The organism is Pseudomonas sp. LAP_36, from assembly GCF_019456785.1.
Taxonomy (GTDB): Bacteria; Pseudomonadota; Gammaproteobacteria; order Pseudomonadales; family Pseudomonadaceae; genus Aquipseudomonas; species Aquipseudomonas tritici.
Map to the genome: position 1 here is coordinate 74,660 of NZ_JAHZMS010000006.1, position 25,679 is coordinate 100,338.

Here is a 25,679-nt window from a genome sequence, read left to right on the forward strand (position 1 = left end):
CGCCTTCGACTGGCATACACTGCGCGGCCGTTTTTCAACCGGAACCCGATAGACATGAAAAACCCATCCCCAGCCCGTGCCTGCGGCATCGACTTTGGCACGTCCAACTCCACCGTCGGCTGGATCCGCCCCGGCATGGAAACGCTTATCGCGCTGGAGGACGACAAGATCACGTTGCCGTCGGTGGTGTTCTTCAACTTCGAGGAGCGTCGCCCGGTGTACGGCCGCCTGGCCCTGCATGAGTACCTGGAAAACTACGAAGGCCGGCTGATGCGCTCGCTCAAGAGCCTGCTGGGTTCCAAGCTGATCAAGCACGACACCAGCGTGCTCGGCACGGCGATGCCGTTCACAGACCTGCTGGCGCTGTTTATCGGCCAACTCAAGAGCCGCGCCGAAGCCAACGCCGGCCGTGAGTTCGAAGAAGTGGTGCTGGGCCGCCCGGTGTTTTTCGTCGATGACGACCCGATGGCCGACCAGGAAGCGGAAAACACCTTGGTCGACGTTGCGCGCAAGATCGGCTTCAAGGACATCTCGTTCCAGTACGAACCGATTGCGGCCGCCTTCGACTACGAGTCCACCATCGAAAAGGAAGAGCTGGTACTGATCGTCGACATCGGCGGGGGTACTTCAGACTTCTCGCTGGTGCGCCTGTCGCCAGACCGTCGTCACAACGACAACCGCCACGATGACATCCTCGCCACCGGCGGCGTGCACATCGGCGGTACCGACTTCGACAAGCAACTGAGCCTGCAAGGCATGATGCCGCTGTTCGGTTACGGCAGCCGCATGAAAAGTGGCGCCTACATGCCCACCAGCCATCACATGAACCTGGCCACCTGGCACACCATCAACTCGGTGTACTCACAGAAATCCCAGCTGGCGTTGGGCAGCATGCGCTATGACATCGAGGACACCGGTGGTATCGATCGCCTGTTCAAGCTGATCGAACAGCGCGCCGGGCACTGGTTGGCGATGGAAGTGGAAGAAACCAAGATCCAGCTGACCCATGAAGACAGCCGCCATGTAGCGCTGGACCGGGTTGAGCCGGGGCTGAGCGTAGCGCTGAGCCGAGCACTGTTCGAGTCGGCCATCGATGGCTTGCTGGAGCGCGTGCGCGGCAGTGTCACGCAGTTGCTCAACGATGCATCGGTCAGTGTGGCGCAGGTGGACACGGTGTTCTTTACCGGCGGTTCCAGCGGGATTCCGGCACTGCGCCATAGCATTTCGGCGATGTTGCCGAATGCGCGGCATGTGGAAGGAAATATCTTTGGCAGCATCGGCAGTGGGTTGGCGATTGAGGCGAGCAAGCGATACGGCTGCTGATCTGCCCCTTTGTCGCCAACACAGCATGACTAATGTGGGGGGGGGTTGCCCGCTCCCACATTTTGATCTGCGTCCATCGCGCACCAGACCTAGAAAATGTAGCAACTTCCGGTATTTTCCGTCTCATACCGCCAGGACTTGACCACCCTGTTTTCATCCACCCAAACGGAATAACGGCAGTCACGTATCCACGTGATGTAGTAGCGCTTGCCCTGACCCTCTTCCACAACGCGGTCAAACACTCGGTTCTGATTGACGGGCGACCAGAACGAATCCGAGCATTTCCCAGGTGATTGGGAGCAGATAGTACGGATATGTGAGTCCATCGGGGTGCCATTCGAGCCATCTCGACTGGATACCCATGCGGAATGCGAGGGCGCACACCCGGCAAGCAGCGCCAGTGCAACGAACACCAAGCCTTTGGACAGCATTCCTAGACCATCCCGCCCAGCTTCAGCTCACTCTTCAAATACGCATAATAAATTGGCCCCGCCACCACCCCCGGCAAACCAAACGCGGCTTCAAACACCAGCATCGCCAGCAACAGTTCCCACGACTTGGCACTGATTTGCCCACCCACGATCCGCGCGTTGAGGAAGTACTCGACCTTGTGGATAACAATCAGATACCCCAACGCCGCCACTGCCACCCAGATCGACAGCGACAGCGCGACGATGGTGATCAGGGTGTTGGACATCAGGTTGCCGATCACCGGCAGCAAGCCGAGCAGGAAGGTGAGCACGATCAGGGTTTTGGTCAGTGGCAGGTGAATCCCGCACAGCGGCAGCACCACGGCGAGGAACACGGCGGTGAAGGCGGTGTTGAGTGCGGCGATTTTGATCTGGGCGAAAACAATGTTGCGAAAGGCCTGGACCAGCAAGTGCAGGCGATCAAACAGGGCGGCGGCCAGGGGTTTGCGTTTGGTCAGGTCGGGCACGCGCTGCAAGGCGATGATCGCGCCGAGCACCATGCCGATCAGCAGGGTGACGAACATATGCGCGGCATCCTTACCAACAAGCTGCAGTTCGCTCAGGTGTTTGCTCAGCCAATCGCCGATGGCCACGCGGAATTCGGCGGCGCTGGCGGGCAGGTAAGCATCGAGAAACGGCGGCAGTTGGCCGCGCGCGCGGTCGACCACGCCCATGAATTTGTCGAGGGAAGCTCCGGGATTTTCCGCTTCGTGGAGCAGGAAGCTGATGGCGCCAGCAAAGATCAGGGTCAGCACGCTGACGATCAGGGTGCCAAGCAGAGCCACCGCCAGCCAACGCGCGCGCCGGCCTTCGATCAGCCGTTGCAGTTGGGGGGTGAGCATGTTGACCAGTTCAAACACCAACAGACCCGCCAGCAGACTGGGCAGCAATTTGAGCGGCAGTACCAGCAGCAACCCGCCGAAAATGATGATGTAGCTGGCCAGCAGCAACACATGACGCTGAGAAAACGTTGGCATACAGCCTCAAAAACGAACGGCGTTAAAGGATGGGCAGTCTGCCAGCCTTGGGGAAATCAAGCGAGAGGTCTTAGTGTTGTGAACACGGTCAGTGTGGGAGCGGGCTTGCTCGCGAATGCGGTGGTTCAGTCACTGATGTGTTGAACGAAAAACTGCTTTCGCGAGCAAGCCCGCTCCCACAGGGGGATTCGCGCACTCAGCTGCCTTTCAGGCAAGTACTCATGTAGGTTTTACGCGCATCGCCCGTCAGCGCCTTGGTTTTCGCCGATGCATTGCAATCCTTCATCTTCTGCTGCTGCGGGGTCAGGGTCTTGGCGTCGTTGGCCGCCGGGGCCGACAGGCAGGTTTTCATGAAGGCCTTGCGCTCGTCGCCCTTAAGCGTCTTGGTGGAGGCTTCAGCGTTGCAGGTGGTCATTTTGTTTTGCTGGGCGGTGGCGGCAAAGCCCTGGGAACACAGCAGCAGGCCCATCATCAACAGCGGAATTCGCAGCATCTTCATGGAGTTTTCTCCCTGTTACCGTGCCGGAGGGCACGGCCTTCCAGCAGTGTAGTCAAAACCTGTTACATCTTCACCGACTGCGTATATGCGTCCGCCGATACTGCTCCGGGGTACAACCCGCCTGGCGTTGGAACATGGCGATAAAGGCCGAGGCGGTGCTGTAGCCCAAGTCGAATGCCACATGTTGCACGCTGCGCTCGCTGTCGAGGGCTTCGATGGCCGCCAGGTAGCGCAGGCGCTGGCGCCATTCACCAAAGCTCATGCCGAGTTCGCGCACAAACTGACGCGCCAGGGTGCGTTCGCTCACGTGTACCTGCTCGGCCCAATGCGCCAGGGGGCGGTTGTCTGCGGGGTCGGCCTGCATGCCTTCCAATACGCCGAGCACCCCAGGGTGGCGGGCGTAGGGCAGGAAGCACTCGTGGATCGGCGCCTGTTTGAGCTGGTCCACCAGCACTTGGGCCAGGCGGATATCGGATGCGCTCTGCGGCATATTTACGTCGCGCTGTGCGAAGTCGCGAAGGATGGCCTTGAGGATATCGCTGATGGCCAGGGTGCAAGGCTGTTGCGGCAGTTCCTCGCAGAGTTCCGGGGCAAGGCCCACCGAGTGGTAGACAATCGCCTCGGCGTTGTAGGAACTGTGTTCGGTGTGCGGCGGCACCCACACCGCGTATTGCGGCGGTGACATGAAGCGGCTGCCGGCCACTTCCATGCGCATCACGCCGCTGGCGGAGTAATCCAGCGAGCCCCAGAAATGCTGGTGTGGGGTGCATTCGGTGTCCGGGGCGAAATCCGAATAGCGGAAGTACACCGGACTGGGCAGTTGGGGGAAATCCTGAAGGCGTACGTTGTGCTTGGCCATATTGTCTGGATACAGAGGTCATTTGTCTGGATCGCAGTATAAGCTTCAATCCAGACAAGGGATAATCCTGCCTCATCAACACGCCTGGTTTCTTTCGATGCAATACGCTTATCCCCTGCTGGCCATTTTTATCTGGGCCGGCAACACCGTGGTCAACAAGCTGGCGGTGGGTTCGATCTTCCCCGCTGAAATCGGGTTTTACCGCTGGTTACTGGCCGCGCTGCTGTTTACGCCGTTCATGCTCAAGCCGGTGATTGACAACTGGCCGTTGATCCGCCCGAACCTGGGCAAGATCTTCATCCTCGGCGTGCTCGGCATGGCGGTGTACCAGAGCCTCGCGTACTACGCCGCCTCGCTAACCACCGCCACCAATATGGGCATCATTCTGTCGCTGATGCCGTTGATGGCACTCACGGCGGCCATCATCAGCCTTGGCCAGCGCCTGACCTACGGCGCATTGACCGGTGCCGTGCTGTCGTTTGCCGGCGTAGTCGTGGTGGTGTCGGCGGGCAGCCTGGGCGCACTGCTGCAACACGGGGTCAACCTGGGTGACGGCATGATGCTGGTCGCCACCCTGGCCTACGCGGTCTACAGCACCCTGCTGAAAAAATGGCAACTGCGCTTGCCACCGCTGGTGTCGCTGTATTTGCAGGTGCTGGTGGCCGTGGTGGTGCTGTTTCCGCTGTTCCTGTTCTCGGCAAAAGCCGGCCTTGGCTGGGCGAATATTCCGCTGGTGCTGTATGCGTGCCTGCTGGCCTCGATGCTGGCGCCGCTGGCGTGGATGCATTCGGTGAAGACCTTGGGCCCGAGCCGCACCACGCTGTTTTTCAACCTGCTGCCGTTGATTACCGCGCTGATTGCAGCGGTGGTGTTGAAGGAAGAGTTGGCGCTGTACCACCTGGTGGGCGGCTTGCTGACGTTGGGCGGGGTGATTTTGTCGGAGCGTTGGACTACCCCCGTCAGTACTGCCTGAACACAGCCTGCTCCCACAGTTACACCCCAGCAGCCTTAAGCCTTTGTGCATGCTCGACAAACAACCGAATGGGCTCGGCCCCCTTACCCACCAGGCCCAGCGATTGGTTGACGATATCGAAATGGTCCAAGGGGTAGTCATCACCAATCACCACCCCCAGGTGTGAGCTGTAGCGCCCGACCATGCCATCGCACTGGCCCTTTTCCCGCACAAAGCTGCGGGCGAACAAACGGCAACTGCGGTGCGTACCGTCGAACAGGTTACGGCCACGGTCAGTGATGCCCGGCTGCAAGGTGCCGGACCACGAGTAATAGCGCACCCCATTGACCTCTTCGGCGCCCTGCCCGCCCCAGGTCTCGGGCAATCCTTGTGGATATTGCTGATTGAACAGCGCCACCCCCGCGCTGGTCAGGGACCTATGGGACGCCTGCAGATCCGCCTTGAAGCGCGGACCGCGATAGCCGGTTTCCAGCACGCCCATCACCCAGGCGACCAGGTGAAACAGCGCGCTCATGATCCGGCCCTTGGCGCCGTCGACGGGATAATGGGTGTGGATATGGTCGGCCAGCTCCGAGCCATGATTAGGCCCAGCCACCGACGTCACCGACGCCACCCACTCCGGTCGCTTGGCCGCCGCATATCGCGCGGTGAGCGAGCCCTGGCTGTGGCCGATCAGGTTGACCTTGTCGGCCCCGGTCTCGCGGCGGATGCGCTCGATCCGCACCAGCAATTGCTCGCCGCGCACTTCACTGGAATCGAGCGGTGCCACCTGCACGGGATACACCTGGGCGCCACCCGCACGCAGTGCCGGGACGATACCGTACCAGTACGGGAACAGCCCCAGGCGCACGAACCCGAGCATGCCAGGCACCAGCACCAGGGGATAACGCGTGGCAAGGGAGTGGGGCATGGAGCAGACATCCTGGTCTCAGTACGATAAATCCATCCTAGACCAACACTGCATAAATCGACATGACCGCACCATGACCAATCCGTGACACGCGGGCTCTTTAAAAATGCCCGGCCAGATCGTGCAACTGGCGTTCGGCCTCCTCGCAGGCACGCAGGAAAACGCTCTTGTCCGACTCTTCACCCTCGGCGGCGATCACCCGCACATCGTCAATACCGATATAACCCAGCACGGTGCGCAGGTGCGGATCGGCATGGTTCATCCATTCATATTCGCCGCCCGGGCCAAACCCATTACCGCCTCGGCTAGTAATGATCAATGCACGCTTGCCTTTGAGCAAAGGCTGGTACTGCGCGATACCTTGGCTGTCTTGAGTGATGTCAAAGGTCAGGCCCATGCGCACGATCTGGTCAATCCAAGCCTTGAGACCGCTGGGTACGCCAAAGTTATACAGGGGCATGGAAATCACCAGGATTTCATGGTCGATCAACTCGTCGACCAGTTCATCGCTCAGCTGCAGGTCAGCTTTCATGACCCGGGGCAGAGAGTGCGGTTCGGGGTAGAAATTCGCCGCCACAAACGCTTCGTTGACGTGGGGAATGAAGGCCCGGCCGACTTCGCGACGGGTGATCTGCGCACCAGGGTTGGCGGCCTGCCACACGTCCAGGAACGATTCAGCCAGGCGCCGGGAGTGAGAGCGTTCGCCCCGGGGACTGGCATGGACAACTAGCATTTTTTTCATCTGTAGGACCTTCGCGCATTAGACTCAGGCAACCTGTATGGCCGCTGCTCTTGCCTGCAAATCTAGTGCTGCGCGCAGCTTCCAACAAATGAGCAATAGTTGATCTGGATGAATTGAATTCATCCATGGAGCCAGAATGTTTGCCTCGTTGCCCCTCACTGCCCTGCGCACCTTTGAATCGGCGTCGCGTCTGCTGAGCTTCAAGGCGGCGGCCCAGGAGTTGTCGGTCACGCCCACAGCGGTGTCCCACCAGATACGCAGCCTGGAAACCTGGCTAGGGGTGCCGCTGTTCGAGCGCCTACCGCGCCAGGTACGCCTGACGGCGTGTGGCGAACGGCTGTTCCACAGCCTGCACGGCGCCTTGCTGGATGTGGCACAAAGCGTTGACACCTTACGCCCACAACGCAGCGCTGGGCACCTTACCCTGTCCACCACGCCGGCCTTTGCCGCGTTATGGCTGGTGCCGCGGCTGGGACGTTTTTATGCCGCTCATCCGGGGATCAACCTGCGCCTGGATACCCAGTGCGATGTCGTCGACCTGCAGCAAGACGCCAGCGTCGATCTGGTAATCCGCTACAGCCTCGATGACTACCCCAACCTCTACGGCCTGTGCCTGTTCGATGAGCGATTTGCGGTGTACGGCTCCCCCGAACAAGTGGCGCTGGCCCACACGCAGGTGCCGACGCTGATCAGCGTGCGCTGGCACAACTCCAGGCTCTATGCCCTGGGGTGGCAAGCCTGGTGTGAAAAGGCCGGGGAACGCTGGTTGGAGGACGCGCCGGCACTGCGTGAATACGACGAAGAACACTACGCGCTGCAAGCGGCCATCGCCGGTCAGGGCTTGGTCCTGGCCAGCAATATTCTGGTGTCGGAGAGCATTGCCACGGGCTTGCTGGTGCCTTTCCAACCACAGATCAGCGTAGGCGGTGCCGGTTACAGCGCGCTGTGTGTACAGGGCCGTGAGCGTCACCCGCCGGTACGGGCGTTTTTCCAGTGGATGCAGGAGGAAGTCAGGCTGTCCGGGCACGCCTTGTGAAATCCGATAAAACTTTTTGCTTCAGCCAACACTCACAACTTGGAGCGATCACGCCGGTAGAGCGTGGCGTAAAACCGGATTAGCACCAGGAGATTGAGATGACTGAAGCAAACTTGACTGACGTAGCAACCCTGCGCCAACGCGCCCGCCAGAACGTCGAAAACGGTGCCGTGACCGAAGGCTACGACGCCGACCGCGAAGAAATCATCCGCTTGCTCAACGGCTCGCTCGCGACCGAACTGGTCTGCGTACTGCGCTACAAGCGCCATTACTTCATGGCCAGCGGCGTCAAAGCCCATGTAGCCGCAGAAGAGTTCCTCGAGCACGCCACCCAGGAAGCCGAGCACGCCGACAAACTCGCCGAGCGCATCGTGCAGTTGGGCGGCGAACCGGAGTTCAACCCGGATCTGCTGTCGAAAAACTCCCACGCTCAATACGTGGCAGGTAACAGCTTGAAGGAAATGGTCTACGAAGACCTGGTGGCCGAAAGGATCGCGGTGGACAGCTACCGTGAAATCATCCAGTACATCGGTGACAAAGATCCGACCACGCGCCGTCTCTTCGAGGAAATCCTGGCCCAGGAAGAAGAGCACGCCGACGACATGGCGGATATTCTCGAAAGCCTGTAATACCAAAAAAACCGGAATACCAAAAAGGGCGCGCTGGATAACCAGCGCGCCCTTTTTGTCTGTGTGGGCGGTTACCGTGACGCATCAGAAAGTGCCACTACAGCGAGGCTGACGCCACATCGCCGCGCAACTGATTCTCGAGCGCAAAGTGGGCACTCACCATCAAAATAAAGCGTCAGTGGTCACCGCTAATTCTTGTACAATGATATGCATCCTGTATAAGTTTAATGGCACGATAGGCTCAAAATCCATCGCTGACAACGGGCACCCACGCCGCTGTGAATTTAGTTTTTTGATGGAGCCTGCTCGGCGACCCTGCCCGATAGCACATAGCTATCAATGCAGTGAGTATTGCTAACTGGATGGCCCTTATTGCACCGACGTATCGTCAATGAACTCAACGTGAGCGGCTAATAGCGCCATTCGCGTCATCCGCATCAACTCAGCCCAGTGCAGGGCGAATTTCCGAGCTAGCCATGAAGAAAACGCTTTCGTTGGCCACACGTATAGGGCTTAGCTTCGCGGCCATCCTGGCGCTTCTTGTAGTGATCACTGCCATCGGCATTCAGCGCGTGGCGTTTATTGATTCCACCTTGGGCGACGTCAGCGAAAACGCTGCGAAGGTACAGCGCTACGCAATCAATTTCCGCGGCAGCGTGCATAACCGAGCCATTGCGATCCGGGATGCAGTGCTGGTGGCGAACAACGCGGACCTGGAAAAACACTTGGATGAGATTCGAGCCCTGGAAAAGGCCTACTCCGACTCGGCGGCCCCTATGGACCAGCTGTTCAAGGGCACCCGCGTCACCGCCGAAGAGGTTCGATTACTGAGCGCCATCAAGGCCATCGAACAACAAACCCTGGCATCTACCCAGGCCATAATCTCCCTGCGCCAAGCGGGCGATATTCCGGGCGCCCAAGCGCTGCTGATGCGTCAAACGTCTTTGGAATACAGCGAGTGGCTCAAGCGCGTGAATGCGCTGATCGACTATGAAGAGGCGTCAATCAAGGCGAAGCTTGGCGCGGTGCAAGCAACCGCCAGCCAGTTCAGTACGCTGATGATCATCGCGACCGGCATTGCCCTGTTGTTGAGCATTGTGTTGTCGGCGGTAATTATTCGCTTCGTCAACTCCACGCTGGGCGCAGAGCCTACGGAAGTTGCATTGGCCATCGCGCGGTTGGCAGCGGGTGATCTGAACCAGACGATAGCCACGAAGTACCCCAATAGCGTGATGGGCGTATTGAAAGACGCACTTAGCCACCTGGCAGAGACTATCCAGCAAGTGCGCAGGGCGGCCCAAGAGGTCAATCACTCGTCGACTCAATTGTCTGCCACTTCATCGGCCAACAATGACCAGATCAGCCTGCAAACCCGTGAAGCCGAGCAGGTGGCCACCGCCATTACTCAAATGGCGGCAACGGTGAATGAAGTCTCAGGGTATGCCGCGCAGGCAGCTGAGGCATCCCGGTTGGCTGATATAGAAGTGGAAAGCGGCAATCGACTGGTGGCTAGCACCACACTGGCCATCGAACAACTGGCCGTCACGCTGGAGCAGACCACAGGCACTGTGAACCAGGTGTCCAAACACAGCGAAAAGATCGAGTCAGTGATCGATGTTATCAACTCCATCGCTGCGCAAACCAACTTGCTGGCCCTGAACGCCGCCATTGAGGCCGCGCGGGCTGGAGAGCATGGGCGCGGGTTTGCGGTAGTCGCCGATGAGGTGCGCTCGCTGGCCAACCGGACTCAGCGGTCGACCGAGGAAATTCGGGAGATGATCAGCACGCTGCAAGTGGGCACTGAAACCGCCTCGCAAACCATGCGTGACAGCTGCGAGCTGGCAAGCCAAACCGTGGCGCAAACCCGTAGGGCGCAGAGTGCGTTAGCCAAGATCAGCGAGCAGGTGGGTGCGATCAGCGACATGAACGCCCAAATCGCCAGTGCCTCCTCGCAGCAGAACAGCGTGGCCGAAGACGTGGCGCAAAACATCAACCGTATTCACGGATCCACCGTGCAGTCCGCCACTGGCTCACGCCAAGTGGCAACGGCGAGCATGGAACTCGCGCAGTTGGCGGATCGCCTTACTGCGAAAGTTGCGTTCTTCAGCGCTGCTTAGGCGTCGCAAAGGACCAACAAGCTGCTGACTTTGCCGATAGCCTTATCAAGACCCAACAGGCGGTTTTCCCATGTTCAATACCAAAATCAAGAACCAGCTTCAATCTCAGACAGCCGAGCTGGCGCAGCTGCGCCAACTGCGTGATGGACTCAGCCATGAAATGCTGACGCTGAGTATCGATTCGACATTTAAAATTACCGCCTGCAACGACAATTTCGCACAGGCCTTGGGCTACACCCAGAATCAGCTTCTGGGCCGTGCCATGGCCGATATCGTTCCCCAGTACGTCTCCAAGCTGCCGTGCTTTCACAACTTTCGAGCCGCCGTCGCCGCAGGTAAATCGATCTCTGACGAATACCGTTACCTGCATGCTGACGGTTCGTTAGTGTGGATTCATGCTCATTGGCAGCCCATAACCGAGGCGACTGGCCGGTTAAGTCATATCGCTTGCTATGCGACCAACATTACGTCCCGCGTAGAAAAAGCCTCGGAAAACGCCTCGTTCATTGACGCGCTGCTGCGTTCGACGGCGGTGATCGAGTTCGATCTATCCGGGCATGTGCTCATGGCGAATGAGCAGTTTTTAAAAGCCATGGGCTACAACTTGAGCCAAGCGAAAGGCAGTCACCACCGTATTTTCTGCAAGCCAGAAGAAGCTTCGTCGCAGAACTACAAGGATTTTTGGTCAACGCTGAACAAGGGTGAATTTGTTGCTGGCCGCTTCGAACGAATGGACAGTCGCGGTCAGACTGTATGGCTGGAGGCGACTTATAACCCGGTGTACGACACCGAAGGCACACTCTGCAAGGTCGTTAAGTTTGCGACGGTGGTCACCGACCAGGTGGCCCGTGAACAAGCCGTCAGTGAAGCCGCCCAAACTGCATTTGAAATCTCCCAGCAGACTGACGTGACGGCTCAGCGCGGCGCCGTCGTGGTTAACGACACGATGCACACCATGCGTAAAGTCGCCGTTGATATGCAGGCGGCCTCTGGCGGCGTTGAAGCGCTCGGCAAGCAGTCATTGTTGATCAGCTCGATCATCCAGACGATCAGTAGTATTGCCCAGCAAACCAACTTGCTGGCATTGAACGCTGCGATTGAAGCCGCGCGCGCAGGTGAGCAGGGGCGCGGTTTTGCGGTCGTGGCGGATGAGGTTCGGCAATTGGCTGGGCGTACCAGCACGGCTACCGAAGAAATTGCATCGGTTGTCTTGCAGAACCAGAAGCTGGTGGATGAGACCGTCGCCGAGATGGCAAACAGCAAATCCCAGGCAGAGCAAGGCCTTGAACTCGCCACCCAGGCGGGCCACGTCATTGTTGAGATTCAGGATGGCGCCAAACGAGTGGTCGATGCGGTGGGCAGGTTTGCGACCCAGATTGCCTAGGGTCGCAACACCGCTGGCGCAGAATGTTCGCTAGCGCTGTTGCGACACATCGTTTGATTAATGGGCAAGTGGGTGATTTTCAGCAATCACCCTTTGACTGTTTTCGGTGCTTTGCCTTCCCGCATCTGTTGCAGCAAAGGTGCGCACTGGTTAGGCGCGTCGGCGCTGGGTGCGATCAATGCCAGCAAACCGGCCGCAGGCCCTGCGATCACACCCAGCGCCACCATGCCCGCGCCACGCAGCGCCAGAGGAATGGCTTTCACACCGGCATTCGGCTTGATAAACGGCCCGTTGACGTACAGCGGTGAACGCAGGGAGAACAGTCGGAAACCTTTCGATTCGGGGTTGATGGTCAAGTCCAGTTGCTCCGTGGCCATGTTCGCCGTGCCATCGATATAGATAATGGCGTTCTCGGTATCAAACACAAACAACCGCGTCGTCGCCAGGCCAGTCTTGATGCCGAAGTCCGCCGCGGCGCAATTGATCTTCACTTCCTTGTCGCCAAACAGTCGGCCCACCACGTAGTTGCCCACATTAAGCCCGGCGATTTCCATCAGGCCACGGCTGATGGCGCCGTCGTTGATCAGCATCTTCAGGTCACCATTGGAGGTGCCCAGCAGTGCCGCCACGGAGTTGCCGCGACCGGAAATGTCGGCGTCGCCGTTGAGCTCACCAAAGCTGGTTTTCATCGGTTCGAATGTCGGGAACAACTGCTTGAGCTTGAAGTTACGCGCAGTCAGTTTGGCGCGACCTTCCATCGGTGCGGTGCGCCCGTTCAGGCGAATCTGTGCATCCAGCTTGCCGCCGGCCACGCCGAAACGCAGGGGCTCCAGGCTTAGTTCGCCGTCATTGAGCACCACATGGGTGTAGAGGTCGGTGAAGGGCAGATCGGCACTGTGCACGATGCGCTTGCCGGTGAACTCCACATCGGCATCCATGACACGCCAGCGCTCGGTGCGGAACTCTTCCACCGGCAGCACTTTGGTCGCGGGTTGTTTGCTGTCGCCGCCACGGGCTTTTTGCTTGGCATTCGAGTCGGCGCCGATCAGGGGCGCGAGGTCGGTCATCAGCAGTTGGTTGGACACCAACGCGCCGCTGAGTTTGGGGCGCGGCTGGCTGGCGACGTAGCCAAGGCTACCGTGAATATCGCTGTTACCGATCTTGCCGTTGAAGTTTTCGTAGCGGAACGAGGCGCCGCTGGCTTCGTGCAGCTTGGCGATCAGGTGACCATCGGTGGAATAGGCCGGCGAATCCGGCAGGGTCACGCCGGTCAGTGGGTAGAGGTTGCCCAGGCTGGAACCTGCGAGTTTCAGGCGCAGGTCTAGGGCACCCAGATTCAGCGGATCCGTGAGGGTGCCGGCCAGGGCGATGCTGGTGTCGGCAATCTTGACCTGAGCCTGCAACGGAAACGGCTTGGCCGCGTCTTGCAACGCCAGCAGGCCGCCGATTTTGCCGGTGCCGTCGAGTTTCTGGCCGTGGTACTGGCCTTTGACCTTGAGGCCAAACGCATAGTCCTGCGGCGCCGAGCCTTTTTCCAAAGCCTTCTTGGCATCGGCGTCGCCAACGATTTCACCAAAGGGCACGGGTTTGCCCAGCGGGTCGATGATGACATCCAGCTGGGTCTTGAGGGTCTGGTCGTCGAGGGTCACGTGGCCTTTGTCGAAGCCGATGGCGCCGATGTCCACCACCCAGTTGGAGGGTTCGGCGTTCGGGTCCTTGGGGTCGAACTTGAAGGTCCAGTTGGCGCGGCCGTCGGCCAGACGCTGCAATTGCGCACTCGGCTCAGTGAGGTCAATGCGCGGGATCACCACGCGCTGCACCAGCAACGCCAGCGGCGAAATGCGCAATTCGACCTTTTTAAGCGTGACCATTTGCGGGGTTTTCGACCAGTCGGGGTTGCCCAGGGTCAGGTCTTCGGCAATCACATGGGGCCACGGCACCCAGGCGCGCCAACCGCCTTCGTCGGGCTCACGCGCCCACACCACCGCCAGGTTGCCGTTGATGGCAAACGGTCGATGCAGCTCTTCGGAAACCTTGGCATTGAGGGGCGGCTTGATGCGGTTCCAGTCGAAGAACACCAGAACCAATACCACAACGGCGATTAACAGAACGAAGCTGGCGCAGCACCAAGCGACGATTTTACGAGTGCGCGTCATTGCACAGGACTCCTGAATACGACTGGCTGGGTCACAGCCTTTATGGACAGCTTATACGACTACGACTGGCAAACCGCTTGGGGGTTTAACCCAATCGGCCATTTGCCGGGAAAAACCTCAATTTCTGACCACTTCGACAGAATCCCCCTACGACAGCGCACCATTGTTACCCATGTGCGTGTCGAAAATACCCACACCGGTGCAAAACCGCGTGCTTGAGAGGCCCGATCTAGAGCCTCCGCCCAGAACAATCAATTCTGTTGATTATTACCATTGTGTTTATGAACTTTTATATCGACTTATCGAGAGTAGCATTAGCCCTGTACCCACTTTATCGCCCTCCCAAGGAGCAACCCATCATGAAACGCCAAGTACTCGCTACCGTCCTGTTGTCCATCCTGGCTTCCAGTGCCTTTGCCCTGCCAGCCGTTGAACAGGCCACCCCACAAGTCAAAGCCGACGCGGTGCATTTCAGCCAGACCGTAGCGCGCAGCGGCTCGCAAGAAGAAGAGAACCGTGACTACGCCAAAGGCGCTGTTGCTGAAAATGGTTCGGAGCAAGCCAACAAACGCGCTTACACCGAAGGCCTGACCGAAAATGGCCGCGACCGCCTGGAACAGAAAGGTCTGGTTGAAGGTGGTGCGGATCGCCTGCTGGAACGCAATGCTGTCGCCGAAGGTGGCCGTGATCGCCTGGAACAAAAAGGCCTGGTTGAAGGCGGTGCTGAACAAGCCAACGAACGCGCCTACACCGAAGGTGTTGCTGAGGGCGGTGCTGACCGTCTGCAAGAACTGCATCAAGCACAGAGCTAACCCGTGGTGGCCCAGAAAAAAGCCCGATCCGTCGATCGGGCTTTTGCTTTCCTGTAGATCGCGTCACGTACTTCCCCGCCAAGTTCGACGCCGGCAAAGCTGTTTTGCTAGAGTGCGTCGCTGTACTTGCCAACAAAGCCTGCCCGCCCATGCTGCCCCGCGCCGAACAAAAGCAACAGACCCGCCTCGCCTTGATGGACGCAGCCCGCCATCTGATGGAATGTGGCCGTGGGTTTGGTAGCCTGAGCCTGCGCGAAGTGGCGAAGACAGCTGGCATCGTGCCCACCGGTTTTTATCGCCATTTTGCCGACATGGACCAGCTTGGCCTCGTGTTGGTGAGTGAAGTCGGCCAGACCTTTCGCGCTACGATCCGCCTGGTGCGCCACAACGAATTCGTGATGGGCGGCATTATCGATGCCTCCGTGCGGATCTTTCTCGATGTGGTTTCGGCCAACCGTTCGCAATTCCTGTTCCTCGCCCGCGAGCAATACGGCGGCTGCCTCGCCGTGCGCCAAGCCATCGCGGCGCTGCGCGAAGACATCACTCGCGACCTGGCGGCTGACCTCACTTTCATGCCCAAACTGCAGCACCTGGACGCTGAAGGCTTGCACGTGATGGCGGACTTGATCGTCAAAAGTGTGTTCGCCACCCTTCCCGACATCATCGACCCGCCAGCCCACGCCCTGCCCGCCCACCTCACGCCGCAGGCGAAAATCACCCAGCAATTGCGCTTTATCTTTATCGGTTTGAAGCACTGGCAAGGCCTGGGCAGCACCGAATAACGCAATTAGCCTGCCGAATGGAAACGCTTGGCCGTGGTGTAGTGCTTGTTCCAATAGCGGTTGCTCAGCGAATCGATACGGATGTTTTTGCCGCTGCGCGGTGAATGGATAAATTTGCCCTCGCCTATATAAAGGCCCACATGGCTGACCTGGCCGCTACCGTTTCCTTTGAAAAACACCGCATCGCCGGGCTGGAGCGAGTTGCGCTTGATGGTCGCGGCCGTCGAACGTTGCATTGCCGCCGTGGTGCGCGGTATTCGGATATTGGCTTGAGTCTTGAACAGATACACCAGCAGGCTGCTGCAATCGAAACCCTGCTCTGCCGAGGTACCGCCCCATTTGTAAGGCGTACCCAACAGTTCGTGGGCACGGTCGACCACATCCTCGATAGACGCTTCTTTGGGTGACGCGGTGAAAGAGGGATGGGAGTTCAGATTGGCCGAAGCCGATGAAAGAGCGAGAGACAGACTGACAATAACCAGACAACAAAATGACTTGAACATGATGAACGTCGCGGTAGATTAAACACGGCGCACAGGCTAATGATCTTGCAGGTAACTTGATGAACGCCGAATCCTCATACCCTGTAGGGAAAATCTGAAAACGCCCACCACGCGTGCAACCTATAAAAATACGCACCACTTTGGCGCACACAGAGAATTGCTCCTCGCTCCATTTAGTGGCGCCATCGTCCTTGCCTACAGGCAATTCCTACTCTCTATCGACATTGGCAAGGCCCTTGCTCTAGCTGTTTCATCGCTCATAGCTGGAAGCTTCCTGATGCTGGTGATCCACCGACGAATCGCCCCTCAAGCCCTCTGGGCCGCCGAGTTGCTGCTGAATTTCGAAGCACGCAGCAAAAGTCGCCTGCGCTGTTTCAGTGCCGACGGTGAAGACGTCGGCCTTTTCCTGGAGCGCGGCCAGCCGCCGCTGCACGATGGCGAATTCCTACAGGCTGAAGACGGACGCGTCGTACGCGTATGCGCCCGGCCTGAACATCTGCTGCACGTCACCTGCAGCAGCGCATTTGAACTGACTCGCGCGGCGTATCACCTGGGTAACCGCCATGTGGCGTTGCAGGTAGGGGACGGCTGGCTGCGCCTGCTGGACGACTATGTGCTCAAGGCCATGCTCGAACAGCTGGGCGCGCAGACCGCAACTATTGAAGCGCCATTCCAGCCGGAGCACGGCGCTTACGGCGGCGGCCACCATCACTCGCGCCATGGCGATGAAGATTTCAACTACCCACCCAAGCTGCATCAGTTCGGCGTGCGTCTATGAACCCAGCCTGGGCGCTGCTGCGTCTGGCCAGTCCGCAATTGCCGATTGGCGGCTACAGCTATTCCCAGGGCCTGGAAATGGCGGTGGAGAACGGTCGCGTCAATGATGCGGCCACTGCACGACGCTGGATCAGCGATCAGTTGCTGCTCAACCTCGCGCGTTTCGAAGCACCGTTGCTGCTCGCGCACTGCCAAGCGGCCTTTGATGAGGATTGGCCGCGCCTGGCGCAATGGTGTGATGAGCATCGCGCCAGCCGCGAGACCCGCGAGCTGTATCAGGAGAGCCGGCAGATGGGCTACTCGCTGCAGCAATTACTCAGCGGATTGCCGGAACTGGACGACGCCGCCCGCGCATTTCTTGAGCGGTGCACCGAGCCGCATCTGGCCCTGGGCTGGGCCCTGGCCGCCCGCGCCTGGAGCATCAGCCCCGCCGATGCCCTCGCCGCGTGGTTGTGGAGCTGGCTGGAAAACCAACTGGCCGTGCTGATGAAAACCCTGCCCCTGGGCCAGCAAGCCGCCCAGCGCCTGACGAGCGAACTGCTGCCGCTGCTGCAACAAGCCCAGCAGGACGCCAGCCGCATCGACCCTACCCATTTCGGCAGCGCCGCTTTCGGCCTGTCCCTGGCGTGCATGGCCCACGAGCGCCAGTACAGCCGCCTGTTCCGTTCCTAGGAGAACACCTACATGAACTCACAACCTTTGCGTGTTGGTATCGGCGGCCCGGTGGGCTCCGGCAAGACGGCCCTGACCCTGGCGCTGTGCCTGGCGCTGCGTGACCGCTACAACCTGGCAGTAGTCACCAACGACATCTATACCCGCGAAGACGCCGATTTCCTGGTGCGTAACCAAGCCTTGGCACCCGAGCGCATCATCGGCGTGGAAACCGGTGGCTGCCCGCACACGGCGATCCGTGAAGACGCCTCGATCAACCTCGAAGCCGTGGATCAGCTCAACCGCCGTTTCCCCGGCCTGGACCTGATCCTGGTGGAGTCCGGCGGCGACAACCTTTCGGCCACCTTCAGCCCCGAGCTGTCGGACCTGACCATCTACGTAATCGATGTGTCAGCCGGCGACAAGCTGCCACGCAAGGGCGGGCCTGGTATTTGCAAATCCGACCTGCTGGTGATCAACAAGATCGACCTGGCACCGCTGGTGGGCGCCTCGCTGGAGTTGATGAACAGCGACACCCAGCGCATGCGCAACGGTAAACCCTTTGTGTTCAGCAACCAGAAAACCGGTGTCGGCCTGGATGACATCGTCGCCTTTATCGAACGCCAAGGCCTGCTGACCGCCGCCTGACCAACCCCCAAGGAGCCCGTTTATGAGCCTCAAGAAACTTTTCACCGCCGCCGCCCTGCTGCTGGCCCCCGCCCTCGCCTTCGCTCACCCGGGCCACGGCGACAACGGCCTGGTGGCCGGCATCAGCCACCCCCTGGGTGGCATTGACCACTTGTTGGCCATGGTGGCCGTCGGCTTGTGGGCCGCCCAACAAAAAGGCGCCGCCCGCTGGGCACTGCCGTGCACTTTTGTGGGCACCATGCTGATTGGCGGCGTGCTGGGTTTTGAGGGCTTGGCATTGCCGGCGCTGGAAAGCGGGATTGCCGCGTCGGTGCTGGCACTGGGCCTGGCGGTGGCGCTGGCGGTGCGACCGCCGTTGTTTGTGGCGGTGGGGGCGACGGCATTGTTCGCGCTGTTTCACGGCGTCGCGCACGGTTTGGAGCTGCCGGACATGTCCAACCCTTGGGCGTATGCGGCTGGTTTTGTAGGCGCAACGGCCGTGTTGCACGCGGCGGGTTATGCAGTAGTGCGCTTCCTGCCGGCGGCTGCGGCGCCGTTGGTGCGGGTTGCAGGGGCGGCGTCGGCGGCGACTGGGGTTTGGCTGCTGGCGGGCTGAATTTTGTTGCGTTTGTAAGGGCCTCTTCGCAGGCAAGCCAGCTCCCACGTTTGATTGGGTTCGCACATCAAACTGTGGGAGCTGGCTTGCCTGCGATGGCGGTCTCAAAGACACCACACAACCCAAGCCTGATACCATGCGCGCCTACACCCCTGCCGTGACGACGCCAGCCAATGCCCAGCGCTTCCCAACCCTCCTTGAACACCGTGCTCACGCACTTCCACAGCCTGATCGTACCGCTCTGGCAAGGCCCGGGCTGGAACGCCGAGCTGGCACTGCCCTATGAGGCGCTGGATGCCGATCACCGGCCGCTGCCCCCACAACGCTACCGCGCCATGGCCTGCGCGCGGCAGCTGTACCTGTTTGCCAGCCTGATCGGCGAGCCTGGCGCAGCCTTCGCCGAGGAGCGCGCAGCGGTTCTGTTCCGTTCACTGCAACAGCACTTCCATGACGCCGAGCACGGCGGCTGGTTCTACAGCATTGATCCCGCCGGCCAGCCGCTCGACCAGCGCAAAGACCTCTACACCCACGCCTTCATCATCTTCGCCTGCGCCCATTACTGGGCCAAGGTGCGTGCGCCGCTGGTGGAATCGGTGCTCAATGCGGCCCTGGAAGTGGTCGCCGAGCGGTTTTCCACAGGCGACGGCCTGTATGAAGCCGTGCTGGAGCGCAACTGGTCATCGCTTGAATCCGGCCCGCTGCAAAACCCATTGATGCACTTGGCCGAAGGGTTCCTCGTCACCCTCGCGGTGCGTGAAGACGCCCGCGTGCAGGCAGCCCTGCTGGCACTGGCGACAGCCATGCAACAGCGCTTCATCGACCGCCAGCACGGCGTGATGATGGAAAAACCGCTGGGCGCTGTGGATAACTGGTTCGAACCGGGACACCAGTTCGAGTGGTTCTTTTTGCTGGAATCGTCAGATGTACTGCGCGGTACGCCGCTGCATGCGTCGCTGACCCGGGCTTTCGCCTACGCCGAGCAACAGGGTGTGGATAACGTAAGCGGCGCGGTCAGCGGCATGCTGGCGCTGGACGGCACGGTACGCGACGGCACTCAACGTATCTGGGCCCAGGCCGAATACCTGCGGGCACTGACCTTGCGGCCAGGCAGCGAAGCGGTGCTACAGCGCCAACTGCTCGCGCTGCAACAGCACTTCTTGCATGAAAAGGGTTGGAATGAATGCCTGGATGCCAAGGGCGTCGTGAGTCGACGGGATATGCCGTCGACTACGCCTTATCATTTGGCGACTTGCTATCAGGGTCTGATCCGGTCTCTCGGCTGATTTTCAGGGCCTCTTCGCGAGCAAGCCCGCTCCCACACTTGACCGTGTTCCAACATGTGAATGCGGTCGAATGTGGGAGCGGGCTTGCTCGCGAAGGCTTCACCTCGGTCTAACTGCCCTCACGCAATCCACTTACGATCCCCCGTAAAACTGATCGTCAGCCAGCGCGCCGCATCCGGCGTGCCGAGCCCTGTGGATATCTCTTCGCGCAGCCCGTCCAGGGTCGCAACGTTATCCACCGGATAATCCGCCGGCAGCACCACATGAATCTCGATAAACCGCGCCCGCCCGTGTTTTTGCACGTAGGACACGTAGTCGTCGAAACCATGCTTGGCCTGTGCCGCGTCCATCACTTCGCGCACTTTGTCATCCAGGTGGTCCGGGGCAATCCCCAGCACCTCGCGCAACGCCGGGCGCAGGATCTTGAACGCCGGCGCCAGCATGCTCAGGGCCAGCAGGATCAGGATCAACGGGTCGACATACACCGCCCACTCGCCATAGCCCTGGGACTTGAGCAGCAGTGCCGCCAGAAAGCTGATCAGCAAGCCCACCGAGAGCATCGCGTCCACCAGCCAACTGATGTTGTCGAACTGGATCAGCGATGATTTCAGCGTGCGATTGCGATAGCGCACGTAAAAGAAGTAGGCGAATTCGACGACGGTAAACACCGCCGCGTAGAGGATCACCAGCCCCAACTCGATCTCACGCCCGCCATTGATAATGCCGAACACGCCGTTGAGGAACGCATAAATGGCGATCAGCAACAGGAAACTGCCTTCGATCAGCAACACCATGGGCTCCAGATGCCAATAGCCGAACTGGAAGCGCTCGTTGCTTTTCTTGGCGATCAGCTTGGCCGTGATCAGCATCAACACCTTGATGGCGGTGGCGATCAGCGAGAAAAAGCCGTCGAACAGAATGGATTGGGCGCCAGATACCACACCCGTGACAATCCCGGCGATCGCTACCGCGAACATCAGGATGGTCGATTGTTTGAGCAGTGACTGCTCACCTCGGTTACTCACATTTCCTCCTGTCAAAACCTTAAAACCGCACAGTGCGGAGGGGTTTTCAGAGGTGGAGTGTACCTTATGCCGTGTTTTGGCCGATTTGCTGCCTATTTGGCGGCTGACAATGAAATGTGTAGTGAGCGAGCATGCCTCGCGCGGGGCAAGCCCGCTCACTACAAAATCAGGCTTTAGCGCCGCGCTCAATCGCAAACCCAGCCCATGTTTGGCTCACCGGCATCAACTCCAACCGGTTGATATTCACATGCGCCGGCGTATTCATGACCCAGAAGATCGTGTCCGCAATATCCTGCGGCTGAATCGGCTCGGCACCGGCATACGTCGCGTCATACCGCGCCTGGTCACCACCAAAGCGCACCAACGAAAACTCGCTCTCGCACAGGCCTGGCTCGATGTTGGTCACGCGCACGCCGGTACCTTGCAGGTCGCAGCGCAGGTTCAGCGAGAACTGCTTAACAAACGCCTTGGAGCCGCCATACACATGGCTGCCCGGGTACGGGTAGCTGCCGGCGATGGAGCCCAGGTTGATGATCCCGGCGCCACGGCCATGCGCGATCAGGCGCGGCAGCAGCAGGCTGGTGGTGGTCAACAAGCCCTTGATGTTGGTGTCGACCATGGTTTCCCAATCGTCGAGGCTGCACTTGGGCGCCGGGTCAGTGCCCACGGCCAGGCCGGCGTTGTTGATCAGCCCGCGCAGCTTCGCGAACGACGGCGGCAGGTTGGCGATGGCGTCTTCCATGCCCTTGCGGTCACGCACGTCCACAACCAGGCCATGCACTTCGGTCTGCTTTGAAAGCTCTTCGACCAGCGCATTCAGGCGGTCGGCACGCCGGCCAGTCAGCACCAGTTTCCAGCCAGCGTCGGCAAAACGACGAGCACAGGCTTCGCCGAAACCTGAGGTTGCGCCAGTAATAAACAGCGTGTCGGACATGGTGTTCTCCTTGCGGGCATCGGGAAAAAAGTTGCCAGCAGAATGCCCTTACGCCGCGGTGGCGGCAACCGCTAAGCGCATAACTTCATGTGCAGCTGATCACTTTTTAACCATTGCACGCAAAGCCTTATGAACCGTGGCGTGCAGCCATATGCACGCAGGTTATCCACAACTGCGCCCACAGTCTTTGGGGGCAAGTGCAAAAAGCTCCAGGCCTCTGTACACAAGGGTTACAGGGGGTTTTAGAAAGTTTTTTGCTTGACCTTAGACGGGCCGTATGTAGACCCATCGACAGGCGGGAAATCAGAACGATGGCTCCAGGCCAGTCATTCCGGCCTCTGCGGCCGTCTTTCCAGAGTTTAGTCACAGACTTATCCACAGGCTGGCGGGACATATTTCGGTCATATACCTGTGTCTTTAAACAGGTTGACAAAGCCCTCGGGCGGTCGCGAAAAAGCCGCTGATCAAAAAACAACCGACTCGCTACAAGCCACGGTTTTAAAGGCTTTCAGCCAGCTACTCCCACGTTACCCACAGCCGGTTCCACAGTGGATGGGGACAAGTCAAAACTGTGACAAAACAGGGATTTGCGGCGGCTATATGTCGCGCTTTAGAGGGCGGCTGGATTTGTTTTCCACAATTTCCAGAACGGTCTGTGGATAGCACTAAAAAGACTGCGGGAGCCGCTTTTATGTGGGCTCCCACAGTGGGTGCTGCGTCGTTATTTAGATCAGTGGCCGCCGAGGTAGGCGTTGCGCACTTCCTCGTTGACCAACAATTCCTTACCAGTACCCGTCAGACGAATCTCACCGTTAACCATCACATACGCCCGATCCGACAGACGCAGCGCATGGTTGGCGTTCTGCTCCACCAGGAAAATAGTCATCCCGGTCGCCGCCAACTCGCGCAGGGTCGAGAAGATCTGCTTCACCACAATTGGCGCCAGCCCCAGGCTAGGTTCGTCCAACAGCAACAACTTTGGACGGCTCATCAACGCGCGGGCGATGGCGAGCATTTGCTGCTCGCCACCGGACATGGTCATGGCCCGCTGGGTACGCCGTTCCTTGAGCCGTGGGAACAGCTCGAACATGCGCTGCATGTCTTCCTGGGCGAACTTGTCGCCAATCGGGATGGTGCCCATCAGCAGGTTTTCCTCGACGGTCATGTCGGGGAACACCCGCCGCCCTTCCGGCGACTGCGCAATACCATTGGAGGCAATGTAGTGGGACGACTTGTGGGTAATGTCGACGCCGTTATAGAGGATCTGCCCTGACTCGGCCCGTGGCTGGCCGAAAATCGACATCAGCAGCGTGGACTTGCCCGCGCCGTTGGAGCCGATCAGGCTGACGGTTTCGCCTTCGTTGATATGCAGCGAGACTTTTTTCAGGGCCTGGATCGGACCGTAGTACACGTCCAGGTCCTTCATTTCGAGGATAGGTCCGCTCATACCAGCTCCTCTTCGTCGGCGCCCAGGTAGGCGGCAATCACTTTCGGGTCGTTGCGGATCGCTTCCGGCCCGCCTTCGGCGATCACGTTGCCGTGGTCCAGCACCACGATGTGGTCGGAAATACTCATCACCATGCCCATGTCGTGTTCGATCAGCACGACCGTGAGGTCGTGTTCGTCGCGCAGCAGGCGAATCATCGCGCTGAGGGCTTCGGTTTCCTGGGGGTTGAGGCCCGCTGCCGGCTCATCGAGGCAGATGATCTGCGGCCGCGTGCACATGGCGCGAGCGATCTCCAGGCGGCGCTGCTGGCCGTAGGAAAGTTCGCCGGCCAGGCGGTTGGCACAGTCCACCAGGTCCACCACTTCCAGCCAGTAGAAAGCGTGGTCAAGGGCATCGCTTTCGGCTTTGCGGTAGCCCTTGGTGTTGAGGATACCCGCGAGCATATTGCGGTTGACCCACATGTGCTGGGCCACCAGCAGGTTTTCCACCACCGACATTTCCTTGAACAGGCGAATGTTCTGGAAGGTTCGCGCCAGGCCAGCACGGTTCACCAGGTGGGTGCCGCCGAACATCTTGTAGTACACCCGACTGAGGAAACTTTTCGGCGACACAAAGTCGACGGCTTTGAAGCGCTCGCCGAGCAGTTGGATCACGTTTGTCTGCTTACCACGCACATTGAGTTCAATCTTGCCGCCGCTGGCTTTGTAGAAGCCGGTGAGGCAGTTGAATACCGTGGTCTTGCCGGCGCCGTTGGGGCCGATCAGGGCGAAGATCGAGTTGCGTTCCACCTTGAGGCTCACATCGCTCAAGGCTTTGATGCCACCGAAGTGCATCATCAAGTGCTCAACGGAAAGGACGACTTCCTTGCTCATGGCGCCACTCCTTTACGTGGTGTCACACCGGTACGGCTGATGCGGATCAAGCCGCGCGGTCGCCAGATCATCATCACCACCATCAACACGCCAAACAGCAGCACGCGGTATTCGGAGAAGCTGCGCAGCAGTTCGGGCGCGACGGTCAATACGAAGGCCGCAATCACCACGCCGACCGTCGAGCCCATGCCACCCAAGACCACGATGGCCAGGATCAGCGCCGACTCGAAGAAGGTAAACGAGGACGGGTTGACGAAGCCCTGGTAGCTGGCAAAGAACACCCCGGCCAGGCCCGCAGTCGACGCACCGATGGTGAACGCCGAGAGCTTGACCAGTACGTGGTTCAGGCCCATGGAACGGCAGGCGATTTCATCTTCGCGCAGCGCTTCCCAGGCACGGCCGACCGGCATGCGGGTCAGGCGATGCTTGATGTACAGCACCAGCATCACCACGATGAACAACACGATGTAGATAAACATGAACTTGAAATTAGGGTTGTAATCGATGCCAAAAAACTCATGAAAGGGCACCCCGCCATCCTTGGCCTTGCGCACGAACTCCAGCCCCATGAAGGTCGGTGACGGCACGGGCATGCCATTCGGGCCGCCGGTAAACGACAGCCAGTTGTTAAGCACCAAGCGGATGATTTCACCGAACCCCAGGGTCACGATAGCCAGGTAGTCACCGTGCATTCGTAATACCGGAAACCCGAGGATGCACCCCGCCAGCGCCGCCGCAATGGCCGCCAGTGGCAGCACCGTCCAGAAACCCAGGCCCAGGTATTGATAACCCAGCGCCAGGCCGTAGGCACCGATGGCGTAGAACGCCACGTAGCCCAAGTCGAGCAAGCCCGCCAGGCCTACCACGATGTTCAGGCCCAACCCGAGCAACACGTAGATCAGCCCGAGGATCACCACGGTCAGCAGGTACTTGTTGGCGAAGATCGGGAACACGATGGCGATCACGATGAGTGCCGGAATGATCCAGCGCAGCCGCGATTTATAGTCCGGTTTCTGTACGTGCACGCCGGAGCCGCTGCTCTCGAATCCCTGCAGGATTCTTATACCCTTGGGCGTTTGCAGGAACAGGCTCATGGCGAACCGGCCGAGCATCACAATCGCGACCATCACGCCGACGCGGGTCGGTTCCAGGTTGAAGCTGTAGCCATCGAGGACAACGCCAACGATGGGCCCGAAGATGATCAACGAAATCAGCCCGGCGAGGACTGCATCGACCACACTTTTCTTGATATCGATTGGTTTGGCAGCAGACATG

The 25,679-nt window shown here is 59.5% G+C and carries 23 protein-coding genes and 4 pseudogenes; 15 read left to right on the plus strand and 12 right to left on the minus strand.

Going from position 1 to position 25,679, the window contains the following annotated elements; all coding sequences use genetic code 11:
* The first annotated feature begins 54 nt into the window (after positions 1-54).
* The gene (locus tag JBO08_RS19400) at positions 55-1,323 is read left to right on the plus strand and encodes an Hsp70 family protein (RefSeq protein WP_186754648.1); all 1,269 of its coding nucleotides are present in this window, start codon (positions 55-57) and stop codon (positions 1,321-1,323) included.
* Positions 1,324-1,756: 433 nt separating this feature from the next.
* Here the strand turns inward: JBO08_RS19400 and JBO08_RS19405 are convergent, their stop codons facing one another.
* The 3 genes from JBO08_RS19405 to JBO08_RS19415 all read right to left on the minus strand — a co-directional run bounded on the left by JBO08_RS19405 (position 1,757) and on the right by JBO08_RS19415 (position 4,128).
* On the minus strand, positions 1,757-2,770 hold the full coding sequence (locus tag JBO08_RS19405; protein ID WP_065874318.1) for an AI-2E family transporter: 1,014 nt from the start codon (positions 2,768-2,770) through the stop codon (positions 1,757-1,759).
* A gap of 196 nt (positions 2,771-2,966) precedes the next feature.
* Positions 2,967-3,269: a PsiF family protein gene (locus JBO08_RS19410; RefSeq protein ID WP_065874319.1), complete on the minus strand. Its 303-nt coding sequence runs from the start codon at positions 3,267-3,269 to the stop codon at positions 2,967-2,969.
* Positions 3,270-3,339: 70 nt separating this feature from the next.
* Positions 3,340-4,128, minus strand: a complete 789-nt coding sequence (locus tag JBO08_RS19415; protein WP_065909668.1) for a helix-turn-helix transcriptional regulator — start codon at positions 4,126-4,128, stop codon at positions 3,340-3,342.
* Between the two features lie 97 nt (positions 4,129-4,225).
* Here JBO08_RS19415 and JBO08_RS19420 point away from each other — a divergent pair, with 97 nt between their 5' ends.
* Positions 4,226-5,101 (plus strand): DMT family transporter, encoded by an 876-nt coding sequence (locus JBO08_RS19420; protein WP_220074863.1) that lies wholly within the window; start codon positions 4,226-4,228, stop codon positions 5,099-5,101.
* A gap of 19 nt (positions 5,102-5,120) precedes the next feature.
* On the opposite strand, the gene JBO08_RS19425 is transcribed toward JBO08_RS19420, so the two are convergent.
* Positions 5,121-6,011, minus strand: coding sequence for a triacylglycerol lipase (locus tag JBO08_RS19425; RefSeq protein ID WP_220074864.1), 891 nt, complete (start codon positions 6,009-6,011; stop codon positions 5,121-5,123).
* Between the two features lie 100 nt (positions 6,012-6,111).
* On the minus strand, positions 6,112-6,753 hold the full coding sequence (locus JBO08_RS19430; protein WP_220074865.1) for an FMN-dependent NADH-azoreductase: 642 nt from the start codon (positions 6,751-6,753) through the stop codon (positions 6,112-6,114).
* 136 nt (positions 6,754-6,889) lie between these two features.
* On the opposite strand from JBO08_RS19430, the gene JBO08_RS19435 reads away from it, so the two are divergent.
* The 6 genes and pseudogenes from JBO08_RS19435 to JBO08_RS28535 all read left to right on the plus strand — a co-directional run.
* The gene (locus JBO08_RS19435; RefSeq protein WP_220074866.1) at positions 6,890-7,789 is read left to right on the plus strand and encodes a LysR substrate-binding domain-containing protein; all 900 of its coding nucleotides are present in this window, start codon (positions 6,890-6,892) and stop codon (positions 7,787-7,789) included.
* A gap of 98 nt (positions 7,790-7,887) precedes the next feature.
* Complete coding sequence (locus JBO08_RS19440) at positions 7,888-8,418, plus strand: bacterioferritin (protein WP_065874325.1); 531 nt, start codon at positions 7,888-7,890, stop codon at positions 8,416-8,418.
* 476 nt (positions 8,419-8,894) lie between these two features.
* A pseudogene (locus JBO08_RS28520) lies at positions 8,895-9,404 on the plus strand (MCP four helix bundle domain-containing protein); the annotation flags it as partial.
* Positions 9,405-10,013: 609 nt separating this feature from the next.
* Positions 10,014-10,535 (plus strand): annotated as a pseudogene (locus tag JBO08_RS28525) (methyl-accepting chemotaxis protein); the annotation flags it as partial.
* A gap of 160 nt (positions 10,536-10,695) precedes the next feature.
* Positions 10,696-11,382, plus strand: a pseudogene (locus JBO08_RS28530) (PAS domain-containing protein); the annotation flags it as partial.
* 102 nt (positions 11,383-11,484) lie between these two features.
* A pseudogene (locus JBO08_RS28535) lies at positions 11,485-11,919 on the plus strand (methyl-accepting chemotaxis protein); the annotation flags it as partial.
* A gap of 86 nt (positions 11,920-12,005) precedes the next feature.
* Here JBO08_RS28535 and JBO08_RS19455 read toward each other — a convergent pair.
* A complete protein-coding gene (locus JBO08_RS19455) occupies positions 12,006-14,075 on the minus strand; it encodes an AsmA family protein (RefSeq protein ID WP_065889084.1) in 2,070 nt (689 codons plus the stop codon).
* A 359-nt stretch (positions 14,076-14,434) separates the two neighbouring features.
* Here JBO08_RS19455 and JBO08_RS19460 point away from each other — a divergent pair, with 359 nt between their 5' ends.
* Together JBO08_RS19460 and JBO08_RS19465 are read left to right on the plus strand one after the other, a co-directional pair.
* Positions 14,435-14,887, plus strand: a complete 453-nt coding sequence (locus JBO08_RS19460; RefSeq protein ID WP_065874329.1) for a hypothetical protein — start codon at positions 14,435-14,437, stop codon at positions 14,885-14,887.
* A gap of 149 nt (positions 14,888-15,036) precedes the next feature.
* Entirely contained in the window at positions 15,037-15,669 is a 633-nt protein-coding gene (locus JBO08_RS19465) for a TetR family transcriptional regulator (protein WP_049710266.1), read from the plus strand.
* A 5-nt stretch (positions 15,670-15,674) separates the two neighbouring features.
* On the opposite strand, the gene JBO08_RS19470 is transcribed toward JBO08_RS19465, so the two are convergent.
* A complete protein-coding gene (locus JBO08_RS19470; RefSeq protein WP_065879915.1) occupies positions 15,675-16,172 on the minus strand; it encodes a C40 family peptidase in 498 nt (165 codons plus the stop codon).
* Between the two features lie 277 nt (positions 16,173-16,449).
* Here JBO08_RS19470 and ureE point away from each other — a divergent pair, with 277 nt between their 5' ends.
* The 5 genes from ureE to JBO08_RS19495 all read left to right on the plus strand — a co-directional run bounded on the left by ureE (position 16,450) and on the right by JBO08_RS19495 (position 20,126).
* A complete protein-coding gene (ureE, locus tag JBO08_RS19475; RefSeq protein ID WP_010213559.1) occupies positions 16,450-16,950 on the plus strand; it encodes an urease accessory protein UreE in 501 nt (166 codons plus the stop codon).
* Positions 16,947-17,621 (plus strand): urease accessory protein UreF, encoded by a 675-nt coding sequence (locus JBO08_RS19480; protein ID WP_065874332.1) that lies wholly within the window; start codon positions 16,947-16,949, stop codon positions 17,619-17,621. The genes ureE and JBO08_RS19480 overlap by 4 nt, the downstream gene beginning before the upstream one ends.
* A 12-nt stretch (positions 17,622-17,633) precedes the next feature.
* Positions 17,634-18,248 (plus strand): urease accessory protein UreG, encoded by a 615-nt coding sequence (gene ureG, locus JBO08_RS19485; protein ID WP_065874333.1) that lies wholly within the window; start codon positions 17,634-17,636, stop codon positions 18,246-18,248.
* Positions 18,249-18,270: 22 nt separating this feature from the next.
* Positions 18,271-18,843: a HupE/UreJ family protein gene (locus JBO08_RS19490; RefSeq protein WP_065874334.1), complete on the plus strand. Its 573-nt coding sequence runs from the start codon at positions 18,271-18,273 to the stop codon at positions 18,841-18,843.
* 173 nt (positions 18,844-19,016) lie between these two features.
* On the plus strand, positions 19,017-20,126 hold the full coding sequence (locus JBO08_RS19495) for an AGE family epimerase/isomerase (protein WP_220074868.1): 1,110 nt from the start codon (positions 19,017-19,019) through the stop codon (positions 20,124-20,126).
* Positions 20,127-20,245: 119 nt separating this feature from the next.
* Here JBO08_RS19495 and JBO08_RS19500 read toward each other — a convergent pair whose 3' ends face one another.
* The 5 genes from JBO08_RS19500 to livM all read right to left on the minus strand — a co-directional run bounded on the left by JBO08_RS19500 (position 20,246) and on the right by livM (position 25,678).
* Positions 20,246-21,151 carry a cation diffusion facilitator family transporter gene (locus JBO08_RS19500; protein ID WP_065874336.1) on the minus strand — a complete coding sequence of 302 codons (906 nt, stop codon included), beginning with the start codon at positions 21,149-21,151 and terminating at the stop codon, positions 20,246-20,248.
* A 166-nt stretch (positions 21,152-21,317) separates the two neighbouring features.
* Positions 21,318-22,085, minus strand: a complete 768-nt coding sequence (locus tag JBO08_RS19505) for an SDR family oxidoreductase (protein ID WP_049710274.1) — start codon at positions 22,083-22,085, stop codon at positions 21,318-21,320.
* 730 nt (positions 22,086-22,815) lie between these two features.
* On the minus strand, positions 22,816-23,532 hold the full coding sequence (locus JBO08_RS19510) for an ABC transporter ATP-binding protein (RefSeq protein ID WP_065874337.1): 717 nt from the start codon (positions 23,530-23,532) through the stop codon (positions 22,816-22,818).
* A complete protein-coding gene (locus JBO08_RS19515) occupies positions 23,529-24,404 on the minus strand; it encodes an ABC transporter ATP-binding protein (protein ID WP_049710276.1) in 876 nt (291 codons plus the stop codon). Before JBO08_RS19515 ends, JBO08_RS19510 begins: the two co-directional genes overlap by 4 nt.
* Positions 24,401-25,678 (minus strand): high-affinity branched-chain amino acid ABC transporter permease LivM, encoded by a 1,278-nt coding sequence (gene livM, locus JBO08_RS19520; protein WP_065879912.1) that lies wholly within the window; start codon positions 25,676-25,678, stop codon positions 24,401-24,403. The genes JBO08_RS19515 and livM overlap by 4 nt, the downstream gene beginning before the upstream one ends.
* Position 25,679: the final 1 nt, after the last annotated feature.

Coding starts and splice junctions, on each gene's coding strand:
- JBO08_RS19460 (WP_065874329.1), top strand. CDS start 14,435: ATGAAACGCCAAGTACTCGCTACCGTCCTGTTGTCCATCCTGGCTTCC.
- JBO08_RS19440 (WP_065874325.1), top strand. CDS start 7,888: ATGACTGAAGCAAACTTGACTGACGTAGCAACCCTGCGCCAACGCGCC.
- JBO08_RS19495 (WP_220074868.1), top strand. CDS start 19,017: ATGCCCAGCGCTTCCCAACCCTCCTTGAACACCGTGCTCACGCACTTC.
- JBO08_RS19515 (WP_049710276.1), bottom strand. CDS start 24,404: ATGAGCAAGGAAGTCGTCCTTTCCGTTGAGCACTTGATGATGCACTTC.
- JBO08_RS19405 (WP_065874318.1), bottom strand. CDS start 2,770: ATGCCAACGTTTTCTCAGCGTCATGTGTTGCTGCTGGCCAGCTACATC.
- JBO08_RS19510 (WP_065874337.1), bottom strand. CDS start 23,532: ATGAGCGGACCTATCCTCGAAATGAAGGACCTGGACGTGTACTACGGT.
- ureE (WP_010213559.1), top strand. CDS start 16,450: ATGCTGGTGATCCACCGACGAATCGCCCCTCAAGCCCTCTGGGCCGCC.
- ureG (WP_065874333.1), top strand. CDS start 17,634: ATGAACTCACAACCTTTGCGTGTTGGTATCGGCGGCCCGGTGGGCTCC.
- JBO08_RS19415 (WP_065909668.1), bottom strand. CDS start 4,128: ATGGCCAAGCACAACGTACGCCTTCAGGATTTCCCCCAACTGCCCAGT.
- JBO08_RS19470 (WP_065879915.1), bottom strand. CDS start 16,172: ATGTTCAAGTCATTTTGTTGTCTGGTTATTGTCAGTCTGTCTCTCGCT.
- JBO08_RS19465 (WP_049710266.1), top strand. CDS start 15,037: ATGCTGCCCCGCGCCGAACAAAAGCAACAGACCCGCCTCGCCTTGATG.
- JBO08_RS19420 (WP_220074863.1), top strand. CDS start 4,226: ATGCAATACGCTTATCCCCTGCTGGCCATTTTTATCTGGGCCGGCAAC.
- JBO08_RS19410 (WP_065874319.1), bottom strand. CDS start 3,269: ATGAAGATGCTGCGAATTCCGCTGTTGATGATGGGCCTGCTGCTGTGT.
- JBO08_RS19505 (WP_049710274.1), bottom strand. CDS start 22,085: ATGTCCGACACGCTGTTTATTACTGGCGCAACCTCAGGTTTCGGCGAA.
- JBO08_RS19490 (WP_065874334.1), top strand. CDS start 18,271: ATGAGCCTCAAGAAACTTTTCACCGCCGCCGCCCTGCTGCTGGCCCCC.
- JBO08_RS19425 (WP_220074864.1), bottom strand. CDS start 6,011: ATGCCCCACTCCCTTGCCACGCGTTATCCCCTGGTGCTGGTGCCTGGC.
- JBO08_RS19435 (WP_220074866.1), top strand. CDS start 6,890: ATGTTTGCCTCGTTGCCCCTCACTGCCCTGCGCACCTTTGAATCGGCG.
- JBO08_RS19430 (WP_220074865.1), bottom strand. CDS start 6,753: ATGAAAAAAATGCTAGTTGTCCATGCCAGTCCCCGGGGCGAACGCTCT.
- JBO08_RS19480 (WP_065874332.1), top strand. CDS start 16,947: ATGAACCCAGCCTGGGCGCTGCTGCGTCTGGCCAGTCCGCAATTGCCG.
- JBO08_RS19400 (WP_186754648.1), top strand. CDS start 55: ATGAAAAACCCATCCCCAGCCCGTGCCTGCGGCATCGACTTTGGCACG.
- JBO08_RS19455 (WP_065889084.1), bottom strand. CDS start 14,075: ATGACGCGCACTCGTAAAATCGTCGCTTGGTGCTGCGCCAGCTTCGTT.
- livM (WP_065879912.1), bottom strand. CDS start 25,678: ATGTCTGCTGCCAAACCAATCGATATCAAGAAAAGTGTGGTCGATGCA.